This is a genomic window from Croceicoccus sediminis (genome assembly GCF_007570835.1).
Taxonomy (GTDB): domain Bacteria; phylum Pseudomonadota; class Alphaproteobacteria; order Sphingomonadales; family Sphingomonadaceae; genus Croceicoccus; species Croceicoccus sediminis.
Map to the genome: position 1 here is coordinate 476,394 of NZ_SUNC01000003.1, position 16,800 is coordinate 493,193.

Below are 16,800 nucleotides of genomic sequence, written 5' to 3' on the forward strand. Positions count from 1 at the left end.
TCTGTTTTCCTCTCAAGGGGTGCGCCTCAGCGCCCCTTCCAGTTGCCCGCGCGCTTTTCGACGAAAGCGGCCATGCCCTCGGCCTTGTCCTCGGTCGCGGTCAGCACCTGGAACATGCGGCGTTCGGCGATCAGGCCCTGGTCCAGCGTGGTTTCGAACGCGGTGTTGACCATTTCCTTGTTCATCATCGCGGCCAGCGGCGGCATCGAGGCGATGGTCGTAGCAGTCTTCATCGCGTCTTCGACAAGGTCGGCCAGCGGCACGATGCGCGTGACGAGGCCCGACCGTTCGGCTTCCTCGGCGTCCATCATGCGGCCCGTCAGGCACATTTCCATGGCCTTCGCCTTGCCGACCGCGCGGGTCAGGCGCTGCGAGCCACCCATGCCGGGGGCAACGCCCAGCTTGATTTCGGGCTGCCCGAACTTCGCCGTGTCGGCCGCGATGATGAAATCGGCCATCATCGCCAGTTCGCACCCGCCGCCCAGCGCAAAGCCGTTGACGGCCGCGATCCACGGCTTGCGGACTTTCTTGACGATATCGGCGGTCCAGCCGGCGAAGAAATCCTCGATGTAGAAGTCGGCGGCAGGCTTGTCCGACATTTCCTTGATATCTGCGCCCGCGGCAAAGGCCTTTTCGCCGCTGCCGGTGAGCACCGCGCAAAGCTGCGACTTGTCCGCCTCGAACTTGCCGAACGCGTCGGTCAGTTCGGCCAGAACGGTCGAGTTCAGCGCGTTCAGCGACTTGGGCCGGTTCAGCGTGATCAGCGTGACCGCGCCGCGCGTTTCGGTGAGGATCGTTTCGTAGCTCATAGCGGTTTCCATTCCTGGTCTGCGGGCAGCGGGGCGTAGAGGCTCTCGACGCTCTCCTCGCTCACCTCTTCGGGCGTGGCGGGTTGCCACTGCGGGTTGTTGTCCTTGTCCACCAGAAGCGCGCGGACGCCTTCTGAAAAGTCGTGGCGGGTGATGGCGCGCGATGCCCCGCGCAGTTCCAGCGCCATGTTGTCGGCAAAGGTTTCGCACGCGGCGCCCAGTTCGAGCTGTTTCAGCACGTTCTTGCAGGCCGAGGGGCTTTTCGAACGAAGCGTCTTCAGCTCCTTGCCCGCCCATTCGCCGCCATCCGCTTCAAGCGCGGCGATAATGTCTTCCAGCCGGTTTGAGGCGAACAGCCGGTCGATCAGTTCAAGATTGCCGCTGATCCGCGCGGGCGGCGGGGCGAAGGACTGCCCTTCGAGCGTGCCTTCGATATCGTCGGGGTGCGAAATGATGCGGGCCTTCGCCTCGGCCAGGCGTTCGTGCGGCACGTAATGCGTCGCAAGGTCGACCGCGAGGCATTCGGCCCCGTCCAGCCGCGCGCCGGTCAGGCCCAGGAACTGGCCCAGCCGTCCGCGAAGGCGCGACAGGTACCAGCCGCCGCCGACGTCGCAGATGAGGCCGATGCCGGTTTCGGGCATCGCGAACTTCGTGTTCTCGGTCGCGACGCGATACTTCGCAGGCTGCGATATGCCGACGCCGCCGCCCATCGTGATGCCGTCCATGAAGGCGACGATGGGCTTGGGGTACGTGAACATCAGGTGGTTCAGCTTGTACTCGACATCGAAGAAGTGACGTCCGCTGGCGCCCTCGTCCTCAAGCGCGGACTTGCGCAGCAGGGTGACGTCCCCGCCTGCACAGAACCCGCGACCCTCTGCGTGATCGACGATCACCGCCTTGATGGCATCGTCGTCCTTCCACTCGGTCAGCGCGGCGATCATCGCCTCGCACATGTCGAGGGTCAGCGAATGGATCGCCTTGGGCCGGTTGAGCGACAAGTGGCCGACCGCGCCATGGCGGTGAATGTGGATGTTCTCGGTCATGACTTCACCAGGTCCCTTCCCACGATCATGCGCATGATCTGGTTGGTGCCTTCAAGGATCGAGTGGACGCGCAGATCGCGCAGCAGCTTCTCGATCGGGTATTCCTTGAGGTAGCCGTAGCCGCCGAACAGCTGCAGCGCGCGGTCGACGACTTTCGATCCGGTCTCGGTCGCGATCATCTTGGCCATCGCGGCAAACCGCGTCTTGTCGGGCGCGCCTTCGGTGACCTTCACCGCCGCCATGTAGAGCAGCGCGCGGGCCGCCTCCAGTTCGGCAGCCATTTCGGCCAGCGTGAACTGCGTGTTCTGGAAATCGGCAATCGCCTTGCCGAACTGCGTGCGATCCTTGGTATAGGCGATCGCTTCGTCCAGCGCGCGCTGTGCACCGCCCAGCGAACAGGCACCGATGTTGAGACGGCCGCCGTCAAGTCCTGCCATCGCGATCGAAAAGCCCTGCCCCTCTGCCCCGACGAGGTTGGCCTTGGGCACTTTCACGTTGTCGAGGATCAGCGCCGCGGTCGGCTGAGAATTCCAACCCAGCTTCTTTTCCTGCGCGCCGAAGGACACGCCTTCCATGTCCTTTTCGATCACGACGCAGGAAATACCCTTGGGGCCATCCACGCCGGTGCGGACCATGGTGACGTAGATCTCGTTCTCGCCACCGCCCGAAATGAACTGCTTCGAACCGGTCACTTCCCAGTGATCGCCCTTGTCGACCGCCTTGGTGCGAAGCGCCGCCGCGTCCGATCCCGAGGACGGTTCGGTGAGGCAGTACGAGGCCATTCGGTCCATCGTGATCAGGTCGGGAAGATAGCGGTCCTTCACCTCCTGCGAGCCATAGGCGTCGATCATCCACGAGGCCATGTTGTGGATCGAGATGAAAGCGCTGGTCGAAGGACAGCCATAGGCCATCGCCTCCATGATGAGCGCCGAGTCCAGCCTGCCGAGCCCGATCCCGCCCGATTCCTCGGACACGTAGATCGAGGCGAAGCCGAGTTCGGCGGCCTGCTTGATCGTGTCGCGCGGGAAGACGTGGTCCTCGTCCCACTCGGCGGCATGGGGGGTGATGTTGTCGGCGGTGAAACGCTGGGCCATCTCCTGGATGGCAAGCTGATCCTCGCTAAGACCGAACTGGTCGCTCATGCTAATCCTCTTCTCTCCGGCCCGGTCAGCCGCAGCTGATCCGGTCGATCTTCATATCGTCATCGTAGGACACGGTCAGGCGGTCGGGCCTGAAATCCATCGTCATTGCAGAGCGCGGCGGCGCCCACCGCAAAGTGCGCGCGCCGGTAGCCTCCAGCAGCTGCGCACCCACCTCGGCCGAAGCGGTCATGCCCAGCATCGCCTGTGCATCGGATGCATCGCAGGCGCCGTCGGCACCGATGCGAACTGGCTCCGACATCTCGGTCGTCGTGGTCGCGCAGCCCGCCAGAAGGACGGGGGCGGCAAGCAGTGCAAGACGGATCATCAGCCACACCTCTGGTACGTAAAGGGCCCCTGCGCGTCGCCCGCATCGGTCGATCGGGTCAGTGTCGTGCCGTCGAGCGTCAGCGTCTCGGTCCGCGACCATTCCATGCCTTCACCGGTAAAGGCGAATTTCGCGACCAGCCGGTCAGCCTCACGCTCCATCACCTGGTCCAGCCTGCCGACGCTTTCATAGAAGACCAGCGAGTTGGAATTGATCTTCAGCAGGCCTTTGGCATCGCCGGCCTGCGACGTGCAATCGGCATCGACCATGCCCCAAGTGCCACGCAGCGGGGCGGGAATCGATTTTTCGAGTTCTTCGGACGCAGCCGCCACGGCCACGTCGGCGGTGTCGGTCGCGGCGTTGGCGTCTTGCGTGTTGACGCCGTCAGGCGCGCTCGTTTCGCCGCAAGCGGCAAGAGCGAGCAGCGAGACGGCTGCAACGGCGGCGGGGAAAGCAAAGCGCATCAGCGTTACCTTTCAGTTCGTCCGGTCATACCGGACGCAACGCTTGATAGCCCCGTTGTGTCCCCGCCGATAGCTGACCAATTCGTCTTAGACACCGCGGCCAGTCCGCCCGGATCAGCCCATTGTCGGAATGACGAAGGCGTTCGAACCGTCGCCGCCGCCATCGGGCCAGCGCTGGGTCACGGTCTTCATCTTGGTCCAGAACTTCAGGCCTTCGGTGCCGTACTGGTTCGTGTCGCCGAACACCGAACGCTTCCACCCGCCAAAGCTGTGATAGCTGACCGGCACCGGAATCGGCACGTTGATGCCGACCATGCCGACATTGACACGGCTGGCGAATTCACGCGCGGCATGACCGTTGCGGGTGAAGATGGCGACGCCGTTGCCGTACTGGTGCTGGCTGGGAAGCGAGAGCGCTTCCTCGAAATCCTTGGCGCGGACCATCTGCAGGACCGGGCCGAAGATTTCTTCCTTGTAGCTTTCCATGTCGGTGGTGACATGGTCGAACAGCGACGGGCCGATGAAGAAGCCTTCCTCGTAACCCTGAAGCGAGAAGTTGCGACCGTCGACGACCAGCTCCGCGCCTTCGTCGACGCCCTTCTGGATCCAGGCCTCGACCTTTTCCTTGTGCTGCTTCGTCACGACCGGGCCGTAGTGCGCTTCGGGATCGGTGGAGATGCCTGGGCGCAGCGCGTCGATCGCCGGGATCAGCTTTTCCTTCAGGCGCTCTGCCGTGTCTTCACCGACGGGAACGACGACGGGCAGCGCCATGCAGCGTTCACCAGCCGAACCATAGGCCGCGCCCATGAGATCGTTGACCGCCTGGTCGAGGTCGGCATCGGGCATGATGATGCCGTGGTTCTTCGCCCCGCCCATGGCCTGGACGCGCTTGCCGGCGGCAACGCCGCGCTTGTAGACATAGTGCGCGATGTCGGACGAACCGACGAAGCTGACGGCGGCGATATCGGGATGGTCGAGAATCGCGTCGACCATTTCCTTGTCGCCGTGGATGACCTGCAACAGGCCCTCGGGCGCACCCGCTTCAAGGAAAAGTTCGGCGAGCCGGTTGGGGACCGAGGGATCACGCTCCGACGGCTTCAGCACGAAGGCGTTGCCGACCGCGATCGCCATGCCGAACATCCACATCGGGATCATGGCCGGGAAGTTGAACGGGGTGATCCCCGCACCGATGCCCAGCGGCTGACGCATGGAATAGACGTCGATGCCCGGACCTGCGCCCTGCGTATATTCGCCCTTCAACACCTGCGGAATGCCGCAGGCGTATTCGATGACTTCAAGACCGCGCTGAACGTCGCCCTTGGCGTCGTCGATCACCTTGCCATGCTCGTTGGAGAGCATCAGCGCCAGGTCGTCCATGTTCTGTTCGATTAGTTCCTTGAACCGGAACATGACGCGGGCGCGCTTCTGCGGGTTGGTCGCGGCCCATGCGGGCTGCACTTCCTTCGCAGTGGCGACGACCTTGTCGAGCAGGGCCGCATCGCCAAGCTTGAGCTGGGCCTGAACCTGACCGGTCGAGGGGTTGTAGACGTCGCTGGTGCGGCCTGCCGCGCCGCCAGCGCCGCCAGTGATGAAATGATCGATAAGGCGCATGGGGATGATCCTCTCTTGCCGTGGCCGCGGAAATAGGCACCCGCGGTCCATCCTTCGCTGCGGATTTACTCTCAAGCGAAATTGCAGGCAATGACCACTTGTGCAACAGTAGCCTGCGTTTTTGCAGCTTGGGACGTAACGTGGCCGAACTACGATGAACTGGAACGACCTTCAGGATTTCCTCGCGATCGCGCGGGCGGGAAAGCTGGCCTCGGCGGCAGAGGCTTCGGGCGTCGACGCCACGACGATGGGGCGGCGACTGCGCCGGCTGGAACGATCGCTCGGCCAGCGCCTGTTCGAACAGACGCGCGAGGGACAAGTCCTGACCGAGGCGGGAGAGGCGCTGCTCGTCAGGGCAGAGGCGATGGAGCGCGCGGCATCGGGTATAGGCGAACCTGCAGCAGGACACGGGGAGAGCGTGACCGGCACGCTTCGCCTCGCCCTGCCTGAAGGTTTCGCCTCCTCGTTCCTGCCCTGGCATCTGGAGGAATTCGCACAGGCGCATCCGCGGCTGACCGTGGACCTTGCCGTCACGCCGGGCCTGTTAAGCCCTACCAAGCGAGAGGCAGACGTCGCCATCGTGCTGTCGCGTCCGCGATCGGGGCCGCTCATCGCGGGCAAGCTGATGGACTATGCGCTCAGGCTCTATGCCTCGCGCGAATATCTGGCGCGGCATGGTACACCGTCAAAACCGTCAGACCTTTCGCGGGGGCACCGGCTGGTCGGCTATGTGCCCGACCTCTTGCACATGCCCGAACTGCGCCACCTGGACAGGCTGCATCCGGGGCTTGAACCGACGCTGCGATCGTCGAGCATCAATGCGCAGCACAACCTCGTGGTTGCCGGTGCGGGGCTGGGCGTGCTGCACTGTTTTGCCGCCGACAGGCACGACGAACTGGTACCGGTATTCCCGGAGGAAAGGATCACGCGCACCTACTGGCTGGTGACGCACCGCGATACGCACCAGCTCGAACGCGTGCAGGTTTTCCGAAACTGGCTACTGCGCCTCGTCAAGCGGGAGCGCGCCGCGCTCCTGCCCGAATGAGTCGCCTTCCGATCAGGCCTTGGCGACCGGTGGTTCGTCACCCAGGTCTTCGTACCAGGCTTCGACCGGGCCGTTCAGCTTGATGGTCAGCGGGTTACCCTTGCGGTCCATCGACTTGCCGGCCTGTACGCGCACCCAACCTTCGGAAATGCAATATTCCTCGATATTGGTGCGAACCGCGCCCTTGAAGCGGATACCGACGCCGCGCTGAAGCTTTTCAGCATCGAAAAAAGGGCTGCGCGGGCTGATGGCCAGCCGATCGGGCGGTACGTCGTCCGCGGCGGGCGCGACTTCGGCTGCGGCCTGGGCGCTCTCTACGGGCGTGTTTTCGTCTTCGCTCATGGTCTGAGGGCTCTAATCTCAAGCACGCGCTTGTCAATCGCCCTGCGCTCTGGCAAAGGCGCGCCTCTGTTGGCGGACGGGGGCGATTCACGGCCCACCAGTAACCCGCGAACGGGCGCGTAGCTCAGTGGTAGAGCACACCCTTCACACGGGTGGGGTCGCAGGTTCAATCCCTGCCGCGCCCACCATTCCCGCCGGGAATGAACCTTTCCATCCCCCTTGCGGTCACACCGGCTCCGGCAGGTGCGGAATGATGTCTTCGACCATCATCGGAACCTTGCGCAGGCGTGTGCCGGTGGCATTGTAGACCGCGTTGGCGATCGCGCCGCCCACGCCGCACAGGCCCAATTCGCCCACGCCGTGCGCCTTCATCGGGTTGCCGTGCGGGTCGAGGTCGTCGAGGAACACCACGTCCTGATGCGGGATGTCGGCATGGACCGGCACTTCGTAAAGCGCGAGATCGTGGTTGAGGAAACAGCCGTAGCGTTCGTCTACCTCCAGCTTTTCGGAAAGCGCGGCGCCCACGCCCCACGTCATCGCGCCGATCACTTGTGACCGGGCGGAAACGGGGTTGAGGATGCGCCCGGCCGAACAGACCGCCAGCATCCGGCGCACCCGCACCTCGCCCGTATAGGCATCGACGCCGACTTCGACGAAATGCGCGCCGAAAGTGCCGAAGGCCTTGGTGTCGCTTTGCGCGAAATCGAATTTCCCTTCGGCTTCGACCGGGCCGCCCGCAACTGCGTCCAGCAGCGAACAGACACGGTTGCCCGAGCGCACTTCGCCGCCTTCGAATTCGACCCTTTCGGCGTCCATGGACAGCCGTTCGGCAATCGAACGGCGCAAGTTGACGCAGGCGACGTAGAGACCCGACGTCGAACTGGACGCGCCCCACTGCCCGCCAGAACCCGCCGATACCGGAAAGCGCGAATCGCCAAGGCGCACGTCGACACGGTCCACTGAAACGCCCAACATCTCACCCGCCGTCTGGGCCAGGATGGTATAGCTGCCGGTGCCGATGTCGGTCATGTCGGTTTCGACCGTGATGCGCCCGTTCGTCTCCAGCCGAACCGCTGCGCCCGATGCGTGGCGCAAGGCCGCGCGATAGGCCGTCGCAACGCCCATTCCGATCAGCCATTTGCCGTCCCGCCGCGTGCCGGGGGCCATGCGGTCGCCCCATCCGAAGCGTTCGGCCCCGTCGCGCAGACAGCGCACGAGGTGGCGGTTGGTGAATGTCTTTTCCGGCTTGCTGGGATCGACCTGGCTGTCGTTGATGACGCGGAATTCGATGGGGTCCAGACCCAGCTTTTCCGCCATTTCGTCCATCGCGATCTCCACCGCGATGGAGCCCACCGCATCGCCCGGCGCGCGCACTGCGTTGCCTTCGGGCAGATCGAGATGGGCCATGTGATCGGCCATGAGGCGGTTCGGCCCGGCATAGACCGAACGGCTGGCCATGACGGTCGATTCCGGGTTGCCGCCCTTGACGTTCCCGCTCCACCCCTCGTGCCCGAAGGCCTCTATCGTGCCGTCCGCGCGCGCAGCGATGCGCAATCGCTGGATCGTTTCGGGCCGGTTGATGGTGTTGTTGAAGATCAGCCCGCGCGGCATGACGACCTTGACCGGGCGGCCGACCTTTTTCGCGGCGATGGCGGCCAGGATCGCATCGGCATTGGCCCATAGCTTCGCCCCGAAACCGCCGCCGACGTAGGGCGAGAAGATGCGCACGCGCTCCTCGTCCAGCCGCAGCATCGACGCCATGCTGCCCCGCGTCCCGGCGATCATCTGGTTCGAGGTCCAGAGCATCAGGTCATCGCCCTGCCACTGCGCGATGCTGGCGAACGGTTCGATCATCGCGGGCGAATGGGCACCGGTGCGATATTCGGCATCGAAGCGGACCTCGCCCGCTTCGAACGCGGCCTCGAAATCGCCCAGCCGGGTTTCCCCCGGCCCGCCGTATGCGCCGCAGACTTTCGCGTCGGCGCGGCCGCCGTCGAGGCTGAAGCTTCCGGCCCCGACCTCGTATTCGAAGTGGACCAGCGCCGCTGCGGCGCGGGCCTGTTCGAATGTCTCTGCGATCACGATGCCCAGCGCCTGGTGATAGTGCTGAACCTCCGGCCCGCCGACCATCTTCACGGTCCTGCCCGAAGACGTTCCGTGGATGTCGATGTCCTCGAACGTGAGGACTTCGACGACGCCCGGGCTTTGCCGCGCCGCTTGCGGGTCTACCGCCTTGACCGTGCCCTTGGCGATCGTCGCGGGGACGATTGCGCCGTAAAGCATGGCCGGCAGGTCTTCGTGCCATTCGGCGGCATAAGTCGCGCGGCCGGTGACTTTCAGCGGGCCTTCGACGCGCGAATGGGGGCGACCGACGACGCGGCCGTTATCGATGGGCGTATCGCCGATGGGTGCATCGAACTTCATGTGCGGGCCTCCTTCGCTTCGGCGAGCACGGCGGCAATGGTCCGCGTGGCGAGATCGATTTTGAATGCGTTATCCTCTTGCGGACGCGCGCCTTCGAACAGCGCATCGGCAATCGCCCTGGCCCCCTTGGAGATCGCCGCATCGGCAGCTTCGCTGGCCCAGGGTCGCGGCGCGACGCCGCCCAGCGCAATCCGGCCCGTGCCGTCGCCATGGATAACCGCAGCGACGGAGACGAGCGCAAAGGCATAGGACGAGCGGTCGCGCACCTTGCGATAGAAATGCGCCCCGCCGGGCGGCGGCGGAAGCGTGACGGCGGTAATCAGCTCGCCGGGATCAAGCGCGAATTCCGCGATCGGCAACGTGTCGCCGGGCAACTGGTGAAACTGTGCAATCGGGATCGTGCGCGTCTTGCCCGACGGTCCGGCCACTTCGACCACCGCGTCCAGCACGCGCAGCGCCACGGCCATGTCGCCGGGGTTCTGGCACAGGCACAAGTCGCTGGTCCCGATAACGGCCAGCGTGCGGCTGTGCCCGTCCTGTGCGCTGCAGCCCGAACCGGGCGCACGCTTGTTGCAGGCAAGCGCGGTGTCGTAGAAATAGGGGCACCGCGTGCGCTGCATCAGGTTGCCCGCAGTCGTGGCCCGGTTACGGATCTGGCCCGATGCGCCCGCCAGGATCGCGCGGGCCAGCACCGGATAGCCAGCGATCACCCGCGCGTCGGCGGCAAGGTCGGAATTGCGCACCAGCGCCCCGATCCTCAGCCCGCCATCGGCCGTCGTCTCTATCGCGTCCATGCCCGCACGGTTGATGTCGACCAACCGTTCCGGCGTCACGATCTGAAGCTTCATATGGTCGAGCAGGTTGGTCCCGCCCGCGACGAAGCTTGCGCCCGCACCGTTGGCAAGAGCCTCCTCTGCGCTCGTCACGCGGTCGTATGTGAAAGTCTTCATGCGCCTTCTCCGGCGACTTCGCGGATGGCATCGATGATGTTGGGATAGGCGGCGCAGCGGCACAGGTTCCCGCTCATCCTCTCACGCAGTTCCATGTCGGTCAGCGCGGGGGTCGACAGGTCGTCCGTGACATGGCTGGCCCGCCCTTCGGCCAGTTCGGCCAGGGCCGCGACCGCCGAACAGATCTGGCCCGGCGTGCAATATCCGCACTGCATCCCGTCGTGCTTCACGAAAGCGGCCTGCATCGGGTGCATGTCTTCGGGCGAGCCGAGCCCTTCGATCGTGGTCACATCATCGCCGTCGTGCATGGCGGCCAGCGACAGGCAGGAATTGATGCGCCGCCCGTTTACCAGGACCGTGCAGGCCCCGCACTGGCCATGGTCGCAACCCTTTTTCGTACCCGTCAGGTGCAAGTGTTCGCGCAAGGCATCGAGAAGCGTGGTCCGCGTGTCGAGGATCAGGGTCTTGTCCTCACCATTGACGGTAAGCCTGACATCCACTGTCGGAATGGTCGCGGATTGGCCTGTCATCAGAATTATTCTCCCGAAATTGGGTTCGGTGCGTGGTGGGCGGATGCCAGTCCTTGCAAGTCCGCCTGCGTATCGACGTCTAACGCTGCGTCGCCGGAAAGTTCCACGTTTCGTGCATGGCGTAGCAGGGAATGTGCGCCGCGATCCCCTGTCAATCGGGTCAGGTCGGCGAAATGCCGATGCCCGAACAGGGCCGGAGGCTGGGCCCTTCCCGCGACCAGCGTGGCAATAAGTTCGCCGTCGAACCGCGCAAGAAGCGCGCGGATATGCGTGGCCGGAACGCGGGGCATATCGGCAAGCGCGATCAGCACGCCGCGAAATCCGCGATCGGCAATCGCCCCAACGCCTGCCGCGATGGAGGCAGAGAGCGCGGGCGCAGGGGCATCGGGCGCGATCGTTGCGAAACCCGCGCCGCCGAAATCGGGCGCATCCGGCCCGGCGACCGCCAAGTGCGCGCCGAACGGGATTCCCGCCAGCATCGACGCCGCGTGGAGGCCAAGCGGCCTGCCATCGAGATCGGCACACAACTTGCCGCCGCCAAAACGCCGCCCTTGTCCGGCGGCAAGAAGGATACAGGCGATATGGGCAGGATCGGTCACGCGCACATGACTAACACGCCCCGCCCGCCGGTCCAGCATTCACCCGCCACGCAGCGGCCTGTGGCACCCGGATTGAGGAAATCTTCATGCCCCGCTGACAAGAAGCCTGCACGCCTTGACTTCCCTTCCATGCGCTGGGAACCATGACGGCGGGTTTACTCAGGGGTCGCGGGACAAAGATGGACGAGGATCAGGCGCAATCCGCCTTTGGATTTCATGGTACATGGCGGGAATTCGCGCCGATCGCGTTCACCAACCTGCTGCTGATCATCGTCACGCTGGGCATCTACCGGTTCTGGGCCAAGGCACGCGAAAGGCGTTACTTGTGGAGCCGGACGCGCTTCATAGACGAGCGGCTGGAATGGACCGGCACGGGGCTTGAACTGTTCCTGGGCGGCGTCGTCGTCGTCCTGCTGTTCATCCTGCCCTATATCGTGATGACGCAAGTCGCGCAGGCGATGATCCTGCGCGGAGAGACCGCGATCGGTGTCACGCTGACGGTCATCCCGCTGCTGGCGATCTTCTACCTGATGGGCGTCGCGCGCTTTCGCGCCATTCGCTATCGCCTTGGCCGCACCAACTGGCGCGGCATTCGCGGAGGCAGCAACGACAATGGCTTCCGCTATGGCTGGTCCTACATGTGGAAGACGACGCTGGGCTACCTCGCGTTCGGGCTTGGCGTGCCATGGGCCATGGTATCGCTGTGGAACCAGCGCTGGCGCGCGATGAGCTTCGGGCCGATGGAATTTACCTGCAGCGCGGATTTCTCGCCGCTGATGAAACGATACCTGCTGTTCTACCTCAGCCCGTTCCTGGCCATCATCGTGGCGGCAGGGGCCATGTTCGCCCTTGCGCTGGGCTTTGCGATCGATTTCGACGGCGGCGGCGGCTTCGACCCCGAAAACCCGCCCATCGGGTTCTTCGCCGCGATCATCGTCTCGGTTCTGCTGTTCTACTTCGTGCTGGGTTTCATCTGGCTGATCTATTTTGCCAAGTTCTATCGCGTGGTCGTGGGGCACATGGCGCTGGGCGACCTGGAATTCGAATTCGACGCCAAGACGAAGGACTGGATCAAGCTGGGCCTTGGCGACGTTGCGCTGCTGGTCCTCACGCTGGGGCTCGGCTTCGTGTTCCTGGGCTATCGCCACTGGAAGTTCTTCGTGATCCACATGCAGGCCTTTGGCGAAGTCAATGTCGATGACCTGACGCAGTCCACGACGAAACGCGCCCGCCACGGCGAGGGTCTGCTGGACGCCTTCGACATGGGGGCGATCTGATAGCCATGCACGGCACCTGCGAAGTCCCCGCCTTCTGGTACGACGGCATAAGCGCCCGCCGGTACGAGGGTGTGGCGGTGTGGAGCGGCGGCGACACGCTGCGGCTTCGCGCTGACGACGGCGAGACTATGGACGTCGCGCTGGGCGATCTCATCTTCGTCGAACGCGGGGTGATGGACGGGTCCTATTCGCGCAAGGCCGATGACGGGTTCCGCCTGTCTTTCACCGGCCCTGTTCCCGAAGACCTTGCCCATCGCCTGCCCCGCGGCCAGAACTTCGGCAAGTGGATCGACGGGCTTGGCCTGCCCAAGGCGGCGGCGCTGTTCGCAGTGATCAGCGCCGCGCTGGTCGCCATCGTCCTGACCGCGCCGACCTGGCTGGGCCCACGCGTTCCCACTAGTTGGGAGCGCAAGATGGGCGATGCCATGATCGGCGACCTGGGCAACCGCCTGTGCCACACGCCCAAGGCCGATGCCGCGCTGGCCAAACTGGTCGACCATCTCGACCCCGACCGCCCCGTTACCCGCGTCGGCATCGCCAATGTCGACATGATCAACGCCGTCGCGCTTCCCGGCGGGCAAGTGCTGATCTTCAACGGCCTGTTGCAGGAAGCGGACAGCGCGGACGAACTGGCCGGTGTCGTCGGCCACGAAATCGGCCACGTGCGCGAACGGCACGTCATGCAGGCCCTGCTGCGCCAGTTCGGTCTCTCGGTCCTTTTGGGCGGGATCAATTCCGATTTGGGCAGTTCGATCTTTGGCATCGCGTCGATGAGCTATTCGCGCGACGCAGAGCGGGAGGCCGACGCGTTTTCGCGCAAGCAGCTTGCCGCCGCGGACATATCGCCCGTCGGGACGGCCGAATTCTTCGAATACCTGAAAGAGGAAAGCGGCGATTCCCCCGAATGGGTCGGCTGGGTCGCCAGCCACCCGATGCCCGCCGAACGCGAACAGGCCTTCCGCGACGCGGTGATCGAGGGCAAGAATTACAAGCCCGCGCTAACCGACGAAGAGTTTTCCGCCCTGCAGAGCGCCTGCAAGGAAGACCCCGACGTCGAGGAATTCAGCTTTTTCTGAAGGCAACGACCCGGCGCCGTCAGCGCCTATCCGAAGTTCGGCGCCCGCTTTTCCAGCACGGCGCGCACGCCTTCCTCATGCTCTGACGTGTGGTGCATCAGCCCTTGCGTCGACGCCGCCAGTTCCAGCGCGCCGTCGTAAGTCATCGCCTGCCCCTGCCGCAGCATCGCCTTCGTCGCGCGCAGCTGCGCCGAGGGCTGGGCCGCGATCTCTTCGGCCAGCGCGCGCGCTTCGTCCATCAGCACGTCCGGTTCGACCACGCGGGACACGAGGCCCCAGTCCATCGCCTGTGCCGCGTCGATCACGCGGCCGGTGTAGAACAGCTCTGCCGCGCGGCTCATCCCGATGACACGCGGCAGGATCCACGTCCCGCCGTCGCCGGGGACCAGCCCGATCTTCAGGAACGTCACCCCGAACTTTGCCCGCGTCGATGCGATCCGCACGTCGGCAAGGCAGGCAAGGTCGCAGCCGAGGCCAATCGCCGGGCCGTTGACAGCCGCCACGACAGGAACGTCAAGGCCGTAGAGCGAACGCAGGGCAAGGTGGATGTTGCCGCGATACCCTTCGCGGATGTCTGCCGGATCGCCCGCGAAATTGCCCTCGCGCGCCAGCATCGCCTTCAGGTCTCCGCCCGCCGAAAAGGCCCTGCCATCGCCCGTCAGGATCACCGCGCGCACCCCCTTGTCGCGCGTGATCTCGGCACAGGCGGCGGCAATCGCGGTGCCATCGCCTTCCTCGCCCAGCGCGTTCATCGCATCGGGCCGGGTCAGGGTCAGCATGGCGAACGCGCCGTCTATTTCAAGCTTCACGATATCGGACATGGAATACTTCTCCTGTGGCGCGGCGGGGCAAAGGGGGGCGTTATTCGGGCCGCAGCCGTTCGTATTCGGCCACGACGTCTGCAAGGATCGAAAGCGCCAGCGTACGCGCGTCGCGGGTATGGGGGATAAGGCCGACCGGGCTGCGCACTTTCGCGATTTCCCGTTCGTCCCGGCCCAGGTCTTCCAGTTGCGCCCGCCGCACCTCGCGCGTGTTCATGCCGCCGATCGCACCGATGTAGAAGGCCGGCGTGTCGAGCGCCCAGTCGAGGATCGGTCCTTCCCATTCGTGGTCGTGGAACAGCAGCACCACCGCGGTCCACGCATCGGCCGACGCATCCGGCCGCTGGCCCAGCGACAGGCCCTTGCCCGGCACCAGCTTCGCCGCCGAAACGCCGAACGCCTCTGACAGGCGCTGCAACTCGCCCGCCTCAAGGCTTTCGCCGAAAAGGGTGAGATTGAGCGGCGGAATATAGCGCCGTTCCGCCAGGAAACCCTCATTCACCGGAAGCGCGAGCGAGGCCGGTTCGCGCGCGTCCAGCCGCTCCACCACTTCGCGCAAGGTACGCCGGTCGGGCGCGGGGTCGATCAGGATGTCGAGACCCGATCCGCACGGCAGGCGGAAATCGATGACGGGCGAGCCTTCGCCATAGCGCACGATCCGCCGCTTGCCCTGTGCCCGCGCCTCGTTGGCCTGCGCAGCCAGTTCGCGTTCGAGGCACCCGTCGGCAAGGCTGCCGACGCAGCGCCCGTCCTGAAGGATGGCGATCTGCGCGCCCAGCCTGCGCGAAAAGCTGCCGTCGAGCCCGACCACGGTGCACAGCGCCGCATCGCCCCGCGCCGCAGTGCGCAGCGCGGCCTGATCGCCGTCCATGATCTGGGATCGCTCGGTTTCCATTACGCTTCCCGCTTGGCCATCACGCCTTCCGCTGCGGTTTTTCCAGCACCTTCTTGCGATAGCTGCAATAGTCCACCACCGGGCAACGCCAGCATTCGGGCGTGCGCGCCTTGCAGACGTAGCGGCCATGCAGGATCAGCCAGTGATGCGCGCCCATGCGAAACGGTGCGGGCACGCGCTTTTCCAGCTTCGCCTCCACCTGTTCAGGCGTCTTGCCCTTGGCAAGGCCGGTGCGGTTGCCGACGCGGAAGATATGCGTGTCGACCGCGAACGTTTCCTGCCCGAACCAGCAGTTCAAAACGACATTGGCCGTCTTGCGACCGACACCGGGCAGGCGGACCAGGTCCTCACGCGTGCCCGGCACTTCGCCGCCATATTCGTCGACCAGAAGCTGCGACAGCGCGATGACGTTCTTCGCTTTGGAATTGAACAGGCCGATCGTCTTTATGTGTTCCTTCAGCCCGTCTTCGCCCAGGTCCAGCATGTCCTGCGGGGTCTTCACCTCTGCGAACAGCTTGCGGGTCGCCTTGTTGACGCCGACGTCGGTCGCCTGCGCCGACAAGGCCACCGCGACGACGAGCTGATAGGCATTGCCATATTCCAGCTCGGTCTCCGGCTCGGGATTGTCTTCTGCCAGAAGGCGGAAGAATTCAAAGATCTCGTCCTTGGTCATCGCGTCAGCGTCAGAGCCCCAGCACTTGCGGCATCGTATAGCGGCCCGCGTCCTTTTCCAGCAGCCAGCTTGCGCCCTTCACCGCGCCGCGGGCGAAGATCATGCGGTTTTCGGCAAGGTGCGTCAGGGCCAGCCGTTCTTCCGGTCCGGCGAAATAGACGGTGTGTTCTCCCGCCACCGTGCCGCCGCGCAGCGCCGCAAAGCCGATCGCGCCGTCCGCGCGCTTGCCGGTAATACCATCGCGCCCGCTTTCGGTGTTGGCGGCAAGGTCGATGCCGCGCCCTTCGGCCGCCGCTTCGCCCAGCAGTTTCGCGGTGCCCGAGGGCGCATCGACCTTCATGCGGTGGTGCATCTCGACGATCTCGATGTCCCAGTCGTCGCCCAGCCGCGAAGCCGCCTCGTTCACAAGGTGCGCCAGCATCGTCACGCCCAGCGAGGTATTACCCGTCTGCAGCACCGGGATGGTCTTTGCCGCCTCGTCGATGGCGGCGTGGTGTTCGTCCTCCAGCCCGGTGGTCCCGATCAGCACCGGAATGCGTGCCGAAAGACACGCCTCCAGCGTTGCCTGAAGCGCGGCGGGGGCCGAGAAATCGACCAATACGTCGCTCTTTCCCGCAAGCTCGGCCACATCGCCTTCGCCGCGGTCGACCCCGCCCGAATGTTCGTGTCCGGCGGCCTTTATCGCCTCTGCCAGAGCGGCGCCCATGCGTCCGTGCGATCCGACGATACCGATGCGTGCCATACGCTGTGTCTTCCCCTGGTCTTTACCCTGAA

At 64.9% G+C, this 16,800-nt stretch carries 18 protein-coding genes and 1 tRNA gene; 4 read left to right on the top strand and 15 right to left on the bottom strand.

Annotated elements, in window-relative coordinates:
• Positions 1-26: 26 nt before the first annotated feature.
• The 6 genes from FAX90_RS12870 to FAX90_RS12895 all read right to left on the bottom strand — a co-directional run bounded on the left by FAX90_RS12870 (position 27) and on the right by FAX90_RS12895 (position 5,394).
• Positions 27-809 carry an enoyl-CoA hydratase-related protein gene (locus tag FAX90_RS12870; protein WP_144097789.1) on the bottom strand — a complete coding sequence of 261 codons (783 nt, stop codon included), beginning with the start codon at positions 807-809 and terminating at the stop codon, positions 27-29.
• The gene (locus FAX90_RS12875) at positions 806-1,852 is read right to left on the bottom strand and encodes an enoyl-CoA hydratase/isomerase family protein (RefSeq protein ID WP_144097790.1); all 1,047 of its coding nucleotides are present in this window, start codon (positions 1,850-1,852) and stop codon (positions 806-808) included. The genes FAX90_RS12870 and FAX90_RS12875 overlap by 4 nt, the downstream gene beginning before the upstream one ends.
• The gene (locus FAX90_RS12880; protein ID WP_144097791.1) at positions 1,849-2,994 is read right to left on the bottom strand and encodes an acyl-CoA dehydrogenase family protein; all 1,146 of its coding nucleotides are present in this window, start codon (positions 2,992-2,994) and stop codon (positions 1,849-1,851) included. The genes FAX90_RS12875 and FAX90_RS12880 overlap by 4 nt, the downstream gene beginning before the upstream one ends.
• A gap of 25 nt (positions 2,995-3,019) precedes the next feature.
• On the bottom strand, positions 3,020-3,319 hold the full coding sequence (locus FAX90_RS12885; protein WP_170234972.1) for an I78 family peptidase inhibitor: 300 nt from the start codon (positions 3,317-3,319) through the stop codon (positions 3,020-3,022).
• Complete coding sequence (locus FAX90_RS12890; protein ID WP_144097792.1) at positions 3,319-3,783, bottom strand: hypothetical protein; 465 nt, start codon at positions 3,781-3,783, stop codon at positions 3,319-3,321. Before FAX90_RS12890 ends, FAX90_RS12885 begins: the two co-directional genes overlap by 1 nt.
• 114 nt (positions 3,784-3,897) lie before the next feature.
• A complete protein-coding gene (locus FAX90_RS12895) occupies positions 3,898-5,394 on the bottom strand; it encodes a CoA-acylating methylmalonate-semialdehyde dehydrogenase (protein ID WP_144097793.1) in 1,497 nt (498 codons plus the stop codon).
• Positions 5,395-5,548: 154 nt separating this feature from the next.
• Between FAX90_RS12895 and FAX90_RS12900 the strand changes: the two genes are divergently transcribed.
• Positions 5,549-6,439, top strand: coding sequence for a LysR family transcriptional regulator (locus FAX90_RS12900; RefSeq protein WP_144097794.1), 891 nt, complete (start codon positions 5,549-5,551; stop codon positions 6,437-6,439).
• Between the two features lie 12 nt (positions 6,440-6,451).
• Here the strand turns inward: FAX90_RS12900 and FAX90_RS12905 are convergent, their stop codons facing one another.
• Positions 6,452-6,781, bottom strand: coding sequence for a DUF3297 family protein (locus FAX90_RS12905; RefSeq protein ID WP_144097795.1), 330 nt, complete (start codon positions 6,779-6,781; stop codon positions 6,452-6,454).
• Positions 6,782-6,894: 113 nt separating this feature from the next.
• On the opposite strand from FAX90_RS12905, the gene FAX90_RS12910 reads away from it, so the two are divergent.
• Positions 6,895-6,969 (top strand) — tRNA-Val (locus FAX90_RS12910).
• Between the two features lie 37 nt (positions 6,970-7,006).
• Here FAX90_RS12910 and FAX90_RS12915 read toward each other — a convergent pair.
• The 4 genes from FAX90_RS12915 to FAX90_RS12930 are packed head-to-tail and all read right to left on the bottom strand — an operon-like array spanning position 7,007 to position 11,284.
• A complete protein-coding gene (locus tag FAX90_RS12915; RefSeq protein ID WP_144097796.1) occupies positions 7,007-9,205 on the bottom strand; it encodes a xanthine dehydrogenase family protein molybdopterin-binding subunit in 2,199 nt (732 codons plus the stop codon).
• On the bottom strand, positions 9,202-10,155 hold the full coding sequence (locus FAX90_RS12920) for an FAD binding domain-containing protein (protein ID WP_144097797.1): 954 nt from the start codon (positions 10,153-10,155) through the stop codon (positions 9,202-9,204). Before FAX90_RS12920 ends, FAX90_RS12915 begins: the two co-directional genes overlap by 4 nt.
• Positions 10,152-10,685: a 2Fe-2S iron-sulfur cluster-binding protein gene (locus FAX90_RS12925; protein ID WP_144097798.1), complete on the bottom strand. Its 534-nt coding sequence runs from the start codon at positions 10,683-10,685 to the stop codon at positions 10,152-10,154. The genes FAX90_RS12920 and FAX90_RS12925 overlap by 4 nt, the downstream gene beginning before the upstream one ends.
• A 5-nt stretch (positions 10,686-10,690) precedes the next feature.
• Positions 10,691-11,284 carry a nucleotidyltransferase family protein gene (locus FAX90_RS12930; RefSeq protein WP_170234973.1) on the bottom strand — a complete coding sequence of 198 codons (594 nt, stop codon included), beginning with the start codon at positions 11,282-11,284 and terminating at the stop codon, positions 10,691-10,693.
• Positions 11,285-11,463: 179 nt separating this feature from the next.
• On the opposite strand from FAX90_RS12930, the gene FAX90_RS12935 reads away from it, so the two are divergent.
• Together FAX90_RS12935 and FAX90_RS12940 are read left to right on the top strand one after the other, a co-directional pair.
• The gene (locus FAX90_RS12935) at positions 11,464-12,561 is read left to right on the top strand and encodes a YjgN family protein (RefSeq protein ID WP_144097800.1); all 1,098 of its coding nucleotides are present in this window, start codon (positions 11,464-11,466) and stop codon (positions 12,559-12,561) included.
• 5 nt (positions 12,562-12,566) lie between these two features.
• The gene (locus FAX90_RS12940; RefSeq protein WP_144097801.1) at positions 12,567-13,637 is read left to right on the top strand and encodes a M48 family metallopeptidase; all 1,071 of its coding nucleotides are present in this window, start codon (positions 12,567-12,569) and stop codon (positions 13,635-13,637) included.
• 26 nt (positions 13,638-13,663) lie between these two features.
• On the opposite strand, the gene FAX90_RS12945 is transcribed toward FAX90_RS12940, so the two are convergent.
• From FAX90_RS12945 to dapB, 4 genes are read right to left on the bottom strand one after another with little or no spacing between them, the layout of a single operon-like run.
• Complete coding sequence (locus FAX90_RS12945) at positions 13,664-14,458, bottom strand: crotonase/enoyl-CoA hydratase family protein (protein WP_144097802.1); 795 nt, start codon at positions 14,456-14,458, stop codon at positions 13,664-13,666.
• Between the two features lie 40 nt (positions 14,459-14,498).
• Positions 14,499-15,353 carry an XdhC family protein gene (locus FAX90_RS12950; protein ID WP_170234974.1) on the bottom strand — a complete coding sequence of 285 codons (855 nt, stop codon included), beginning with the start codon at positions 15,351-15,353 and terminating at the stop codon, positions 14,499-14,501.
• A 19-nt stretch (positions 15,354-15,372) separates the two neighbouring features.
• The gene (gene nth / locus FAX90_RS12955; protein WP_144097804.1) at positions 15,373-16,026 is read right to left on the bottom strand and encodes an endonuclease III; all 654 of its coding nucleotides are present in this window, start codon (positions 16,024-16,026) and stop codon (positions 15,373-15,375) included.
• Between the two features lie 10 nt (positions 16,027-16,036).
• Positions 16,037-16,768: a 4-hydroxy-tetrahydrodipicolinate reductase gene (gene dapB, locus FAX90_RS12960; RefSeq protein WP_144097805.1), complete on the bottom strand. Its 732-nt coding sequence runs from the start codon at positions 16,766-16,768 to the stop codon at positions 16,037-16,039.
• Positions 16,769-16,800 lie beyond the last annotated feature (32 nt).

Coding starts and splice junctions, on each gene's coding strand:
- FAX90_RS12870 (WP_144097789.1), bottom strand. CDS start 809: ATGAGCTACGAAACGATCCTCACCGAAACGCGCGGCGCGGTCACGCTG.
- FAX90_RS12875 (WP_144097790.1), bottom strand. CDS start 1,852: ATGACCGAGAACATCCACATTCACCGCCATGGCGCGGTCGGCCACTTG.
- FAX90_RS12880 (WP_144097791.1), bottom strand. CDS start 2,994: ATGAGCGACCAGTTCGGTCTTAGCGAGGATCAGCTTGCCATCCAGGAG.
- FAX90_RS12885 (WP_170234972.1), bottom strand. CDS start 3,319: ATGATCCGTCTTGCACTGCTTGCCGCCCCCGTCCTTCTGGCGGGCTGC.
- FAX90_RS12890 (WP_144097792.1), bottom strand. CDS start 3,783: ATGCGCTTTGCTTTCCCCGCCGCCGTTGCAGCCGTCTCGCTGCTCGCT.
- FAX90_RS12895 (WP_144097793.1), bottom strand. CDS start 5,394: ATGCGCCTTATCGATCATTTCATCACTGGCGGCGCTGGCGGCGCGGCA.
- FAX90_RS12900 (WP_144097794.1), top strand. CDS start 5,549: ATGAACTGGAACGACCTTCAGGATTTCCTCGCGATCGCGCGGGCGGGA.
- FAX90_RS12905 (WP_144097795.1), bottom strand. CDS start 6,781: ATGAGCGAAGACGAAAACACGCCCGTAGAGAGCGCCCAGGCCGCAGCC.
- FAX90_RS12915 (WP_144097796.1), bottom strand. CDS start 9,205: ATGAAGTTCGATGCACCCATCGGCGATACGCCCATCGATAACGGCCGC.
- FAX90_RS12920 (WP_144097797.1), bottom strand. CDS start 10,155: ATGAAGACTTTCACATACGACCGCGTGACGAGCGCAGAGGAGGCTCTT.
- FAX90_RS12925 (WP_144097798.1), bottom strand. CDS start 10,685: ATGACAGGCCAATCCGCGACCATTCCGACAGTGGATGTCAGGCTTACC.
- FAX90_RS12935 (WP_144097800.1), top strand. CDS start 11,464: ATGGACGAGGATCAGGCGCAATCCGCCTTTGGATTTCATGGTACATGG.
- FAX90_RS12940 (WP_144097801.1), top strand. CDS start 12,567: ATGCACGGCACCTGCGAAGTCCCCGCCTTCTGGTACGACGGCATAAGC.
- FAX90_RS12945 (WP_144097802.1), bottom strand. CDS start 14,458: ATGTCCGATATCGTGAAGCTTGAAATAGACGGCGCGTTCGCCATGCTG.
- FAX90_RS12950 (WP_170234974.1), bottom strand. CDS start 15,353: ATGGAAACCGAGCGATCCCAGATCATGGACGGCGATCAGGCCGCGCTG.
- nth (WP_144097804.1), bottom strand. CDS start 16,026: ATGACCAAGGACGAGATCTTTGAATTCTTCCGCCTTCTGGCAGAAGAC.
- dapB (WP_144097805.1), bottom strand. CDS start 16,768: ATGGCACGCATCGGTATCGTCGGATCGCACGGACGCATGGGCGCCGCT.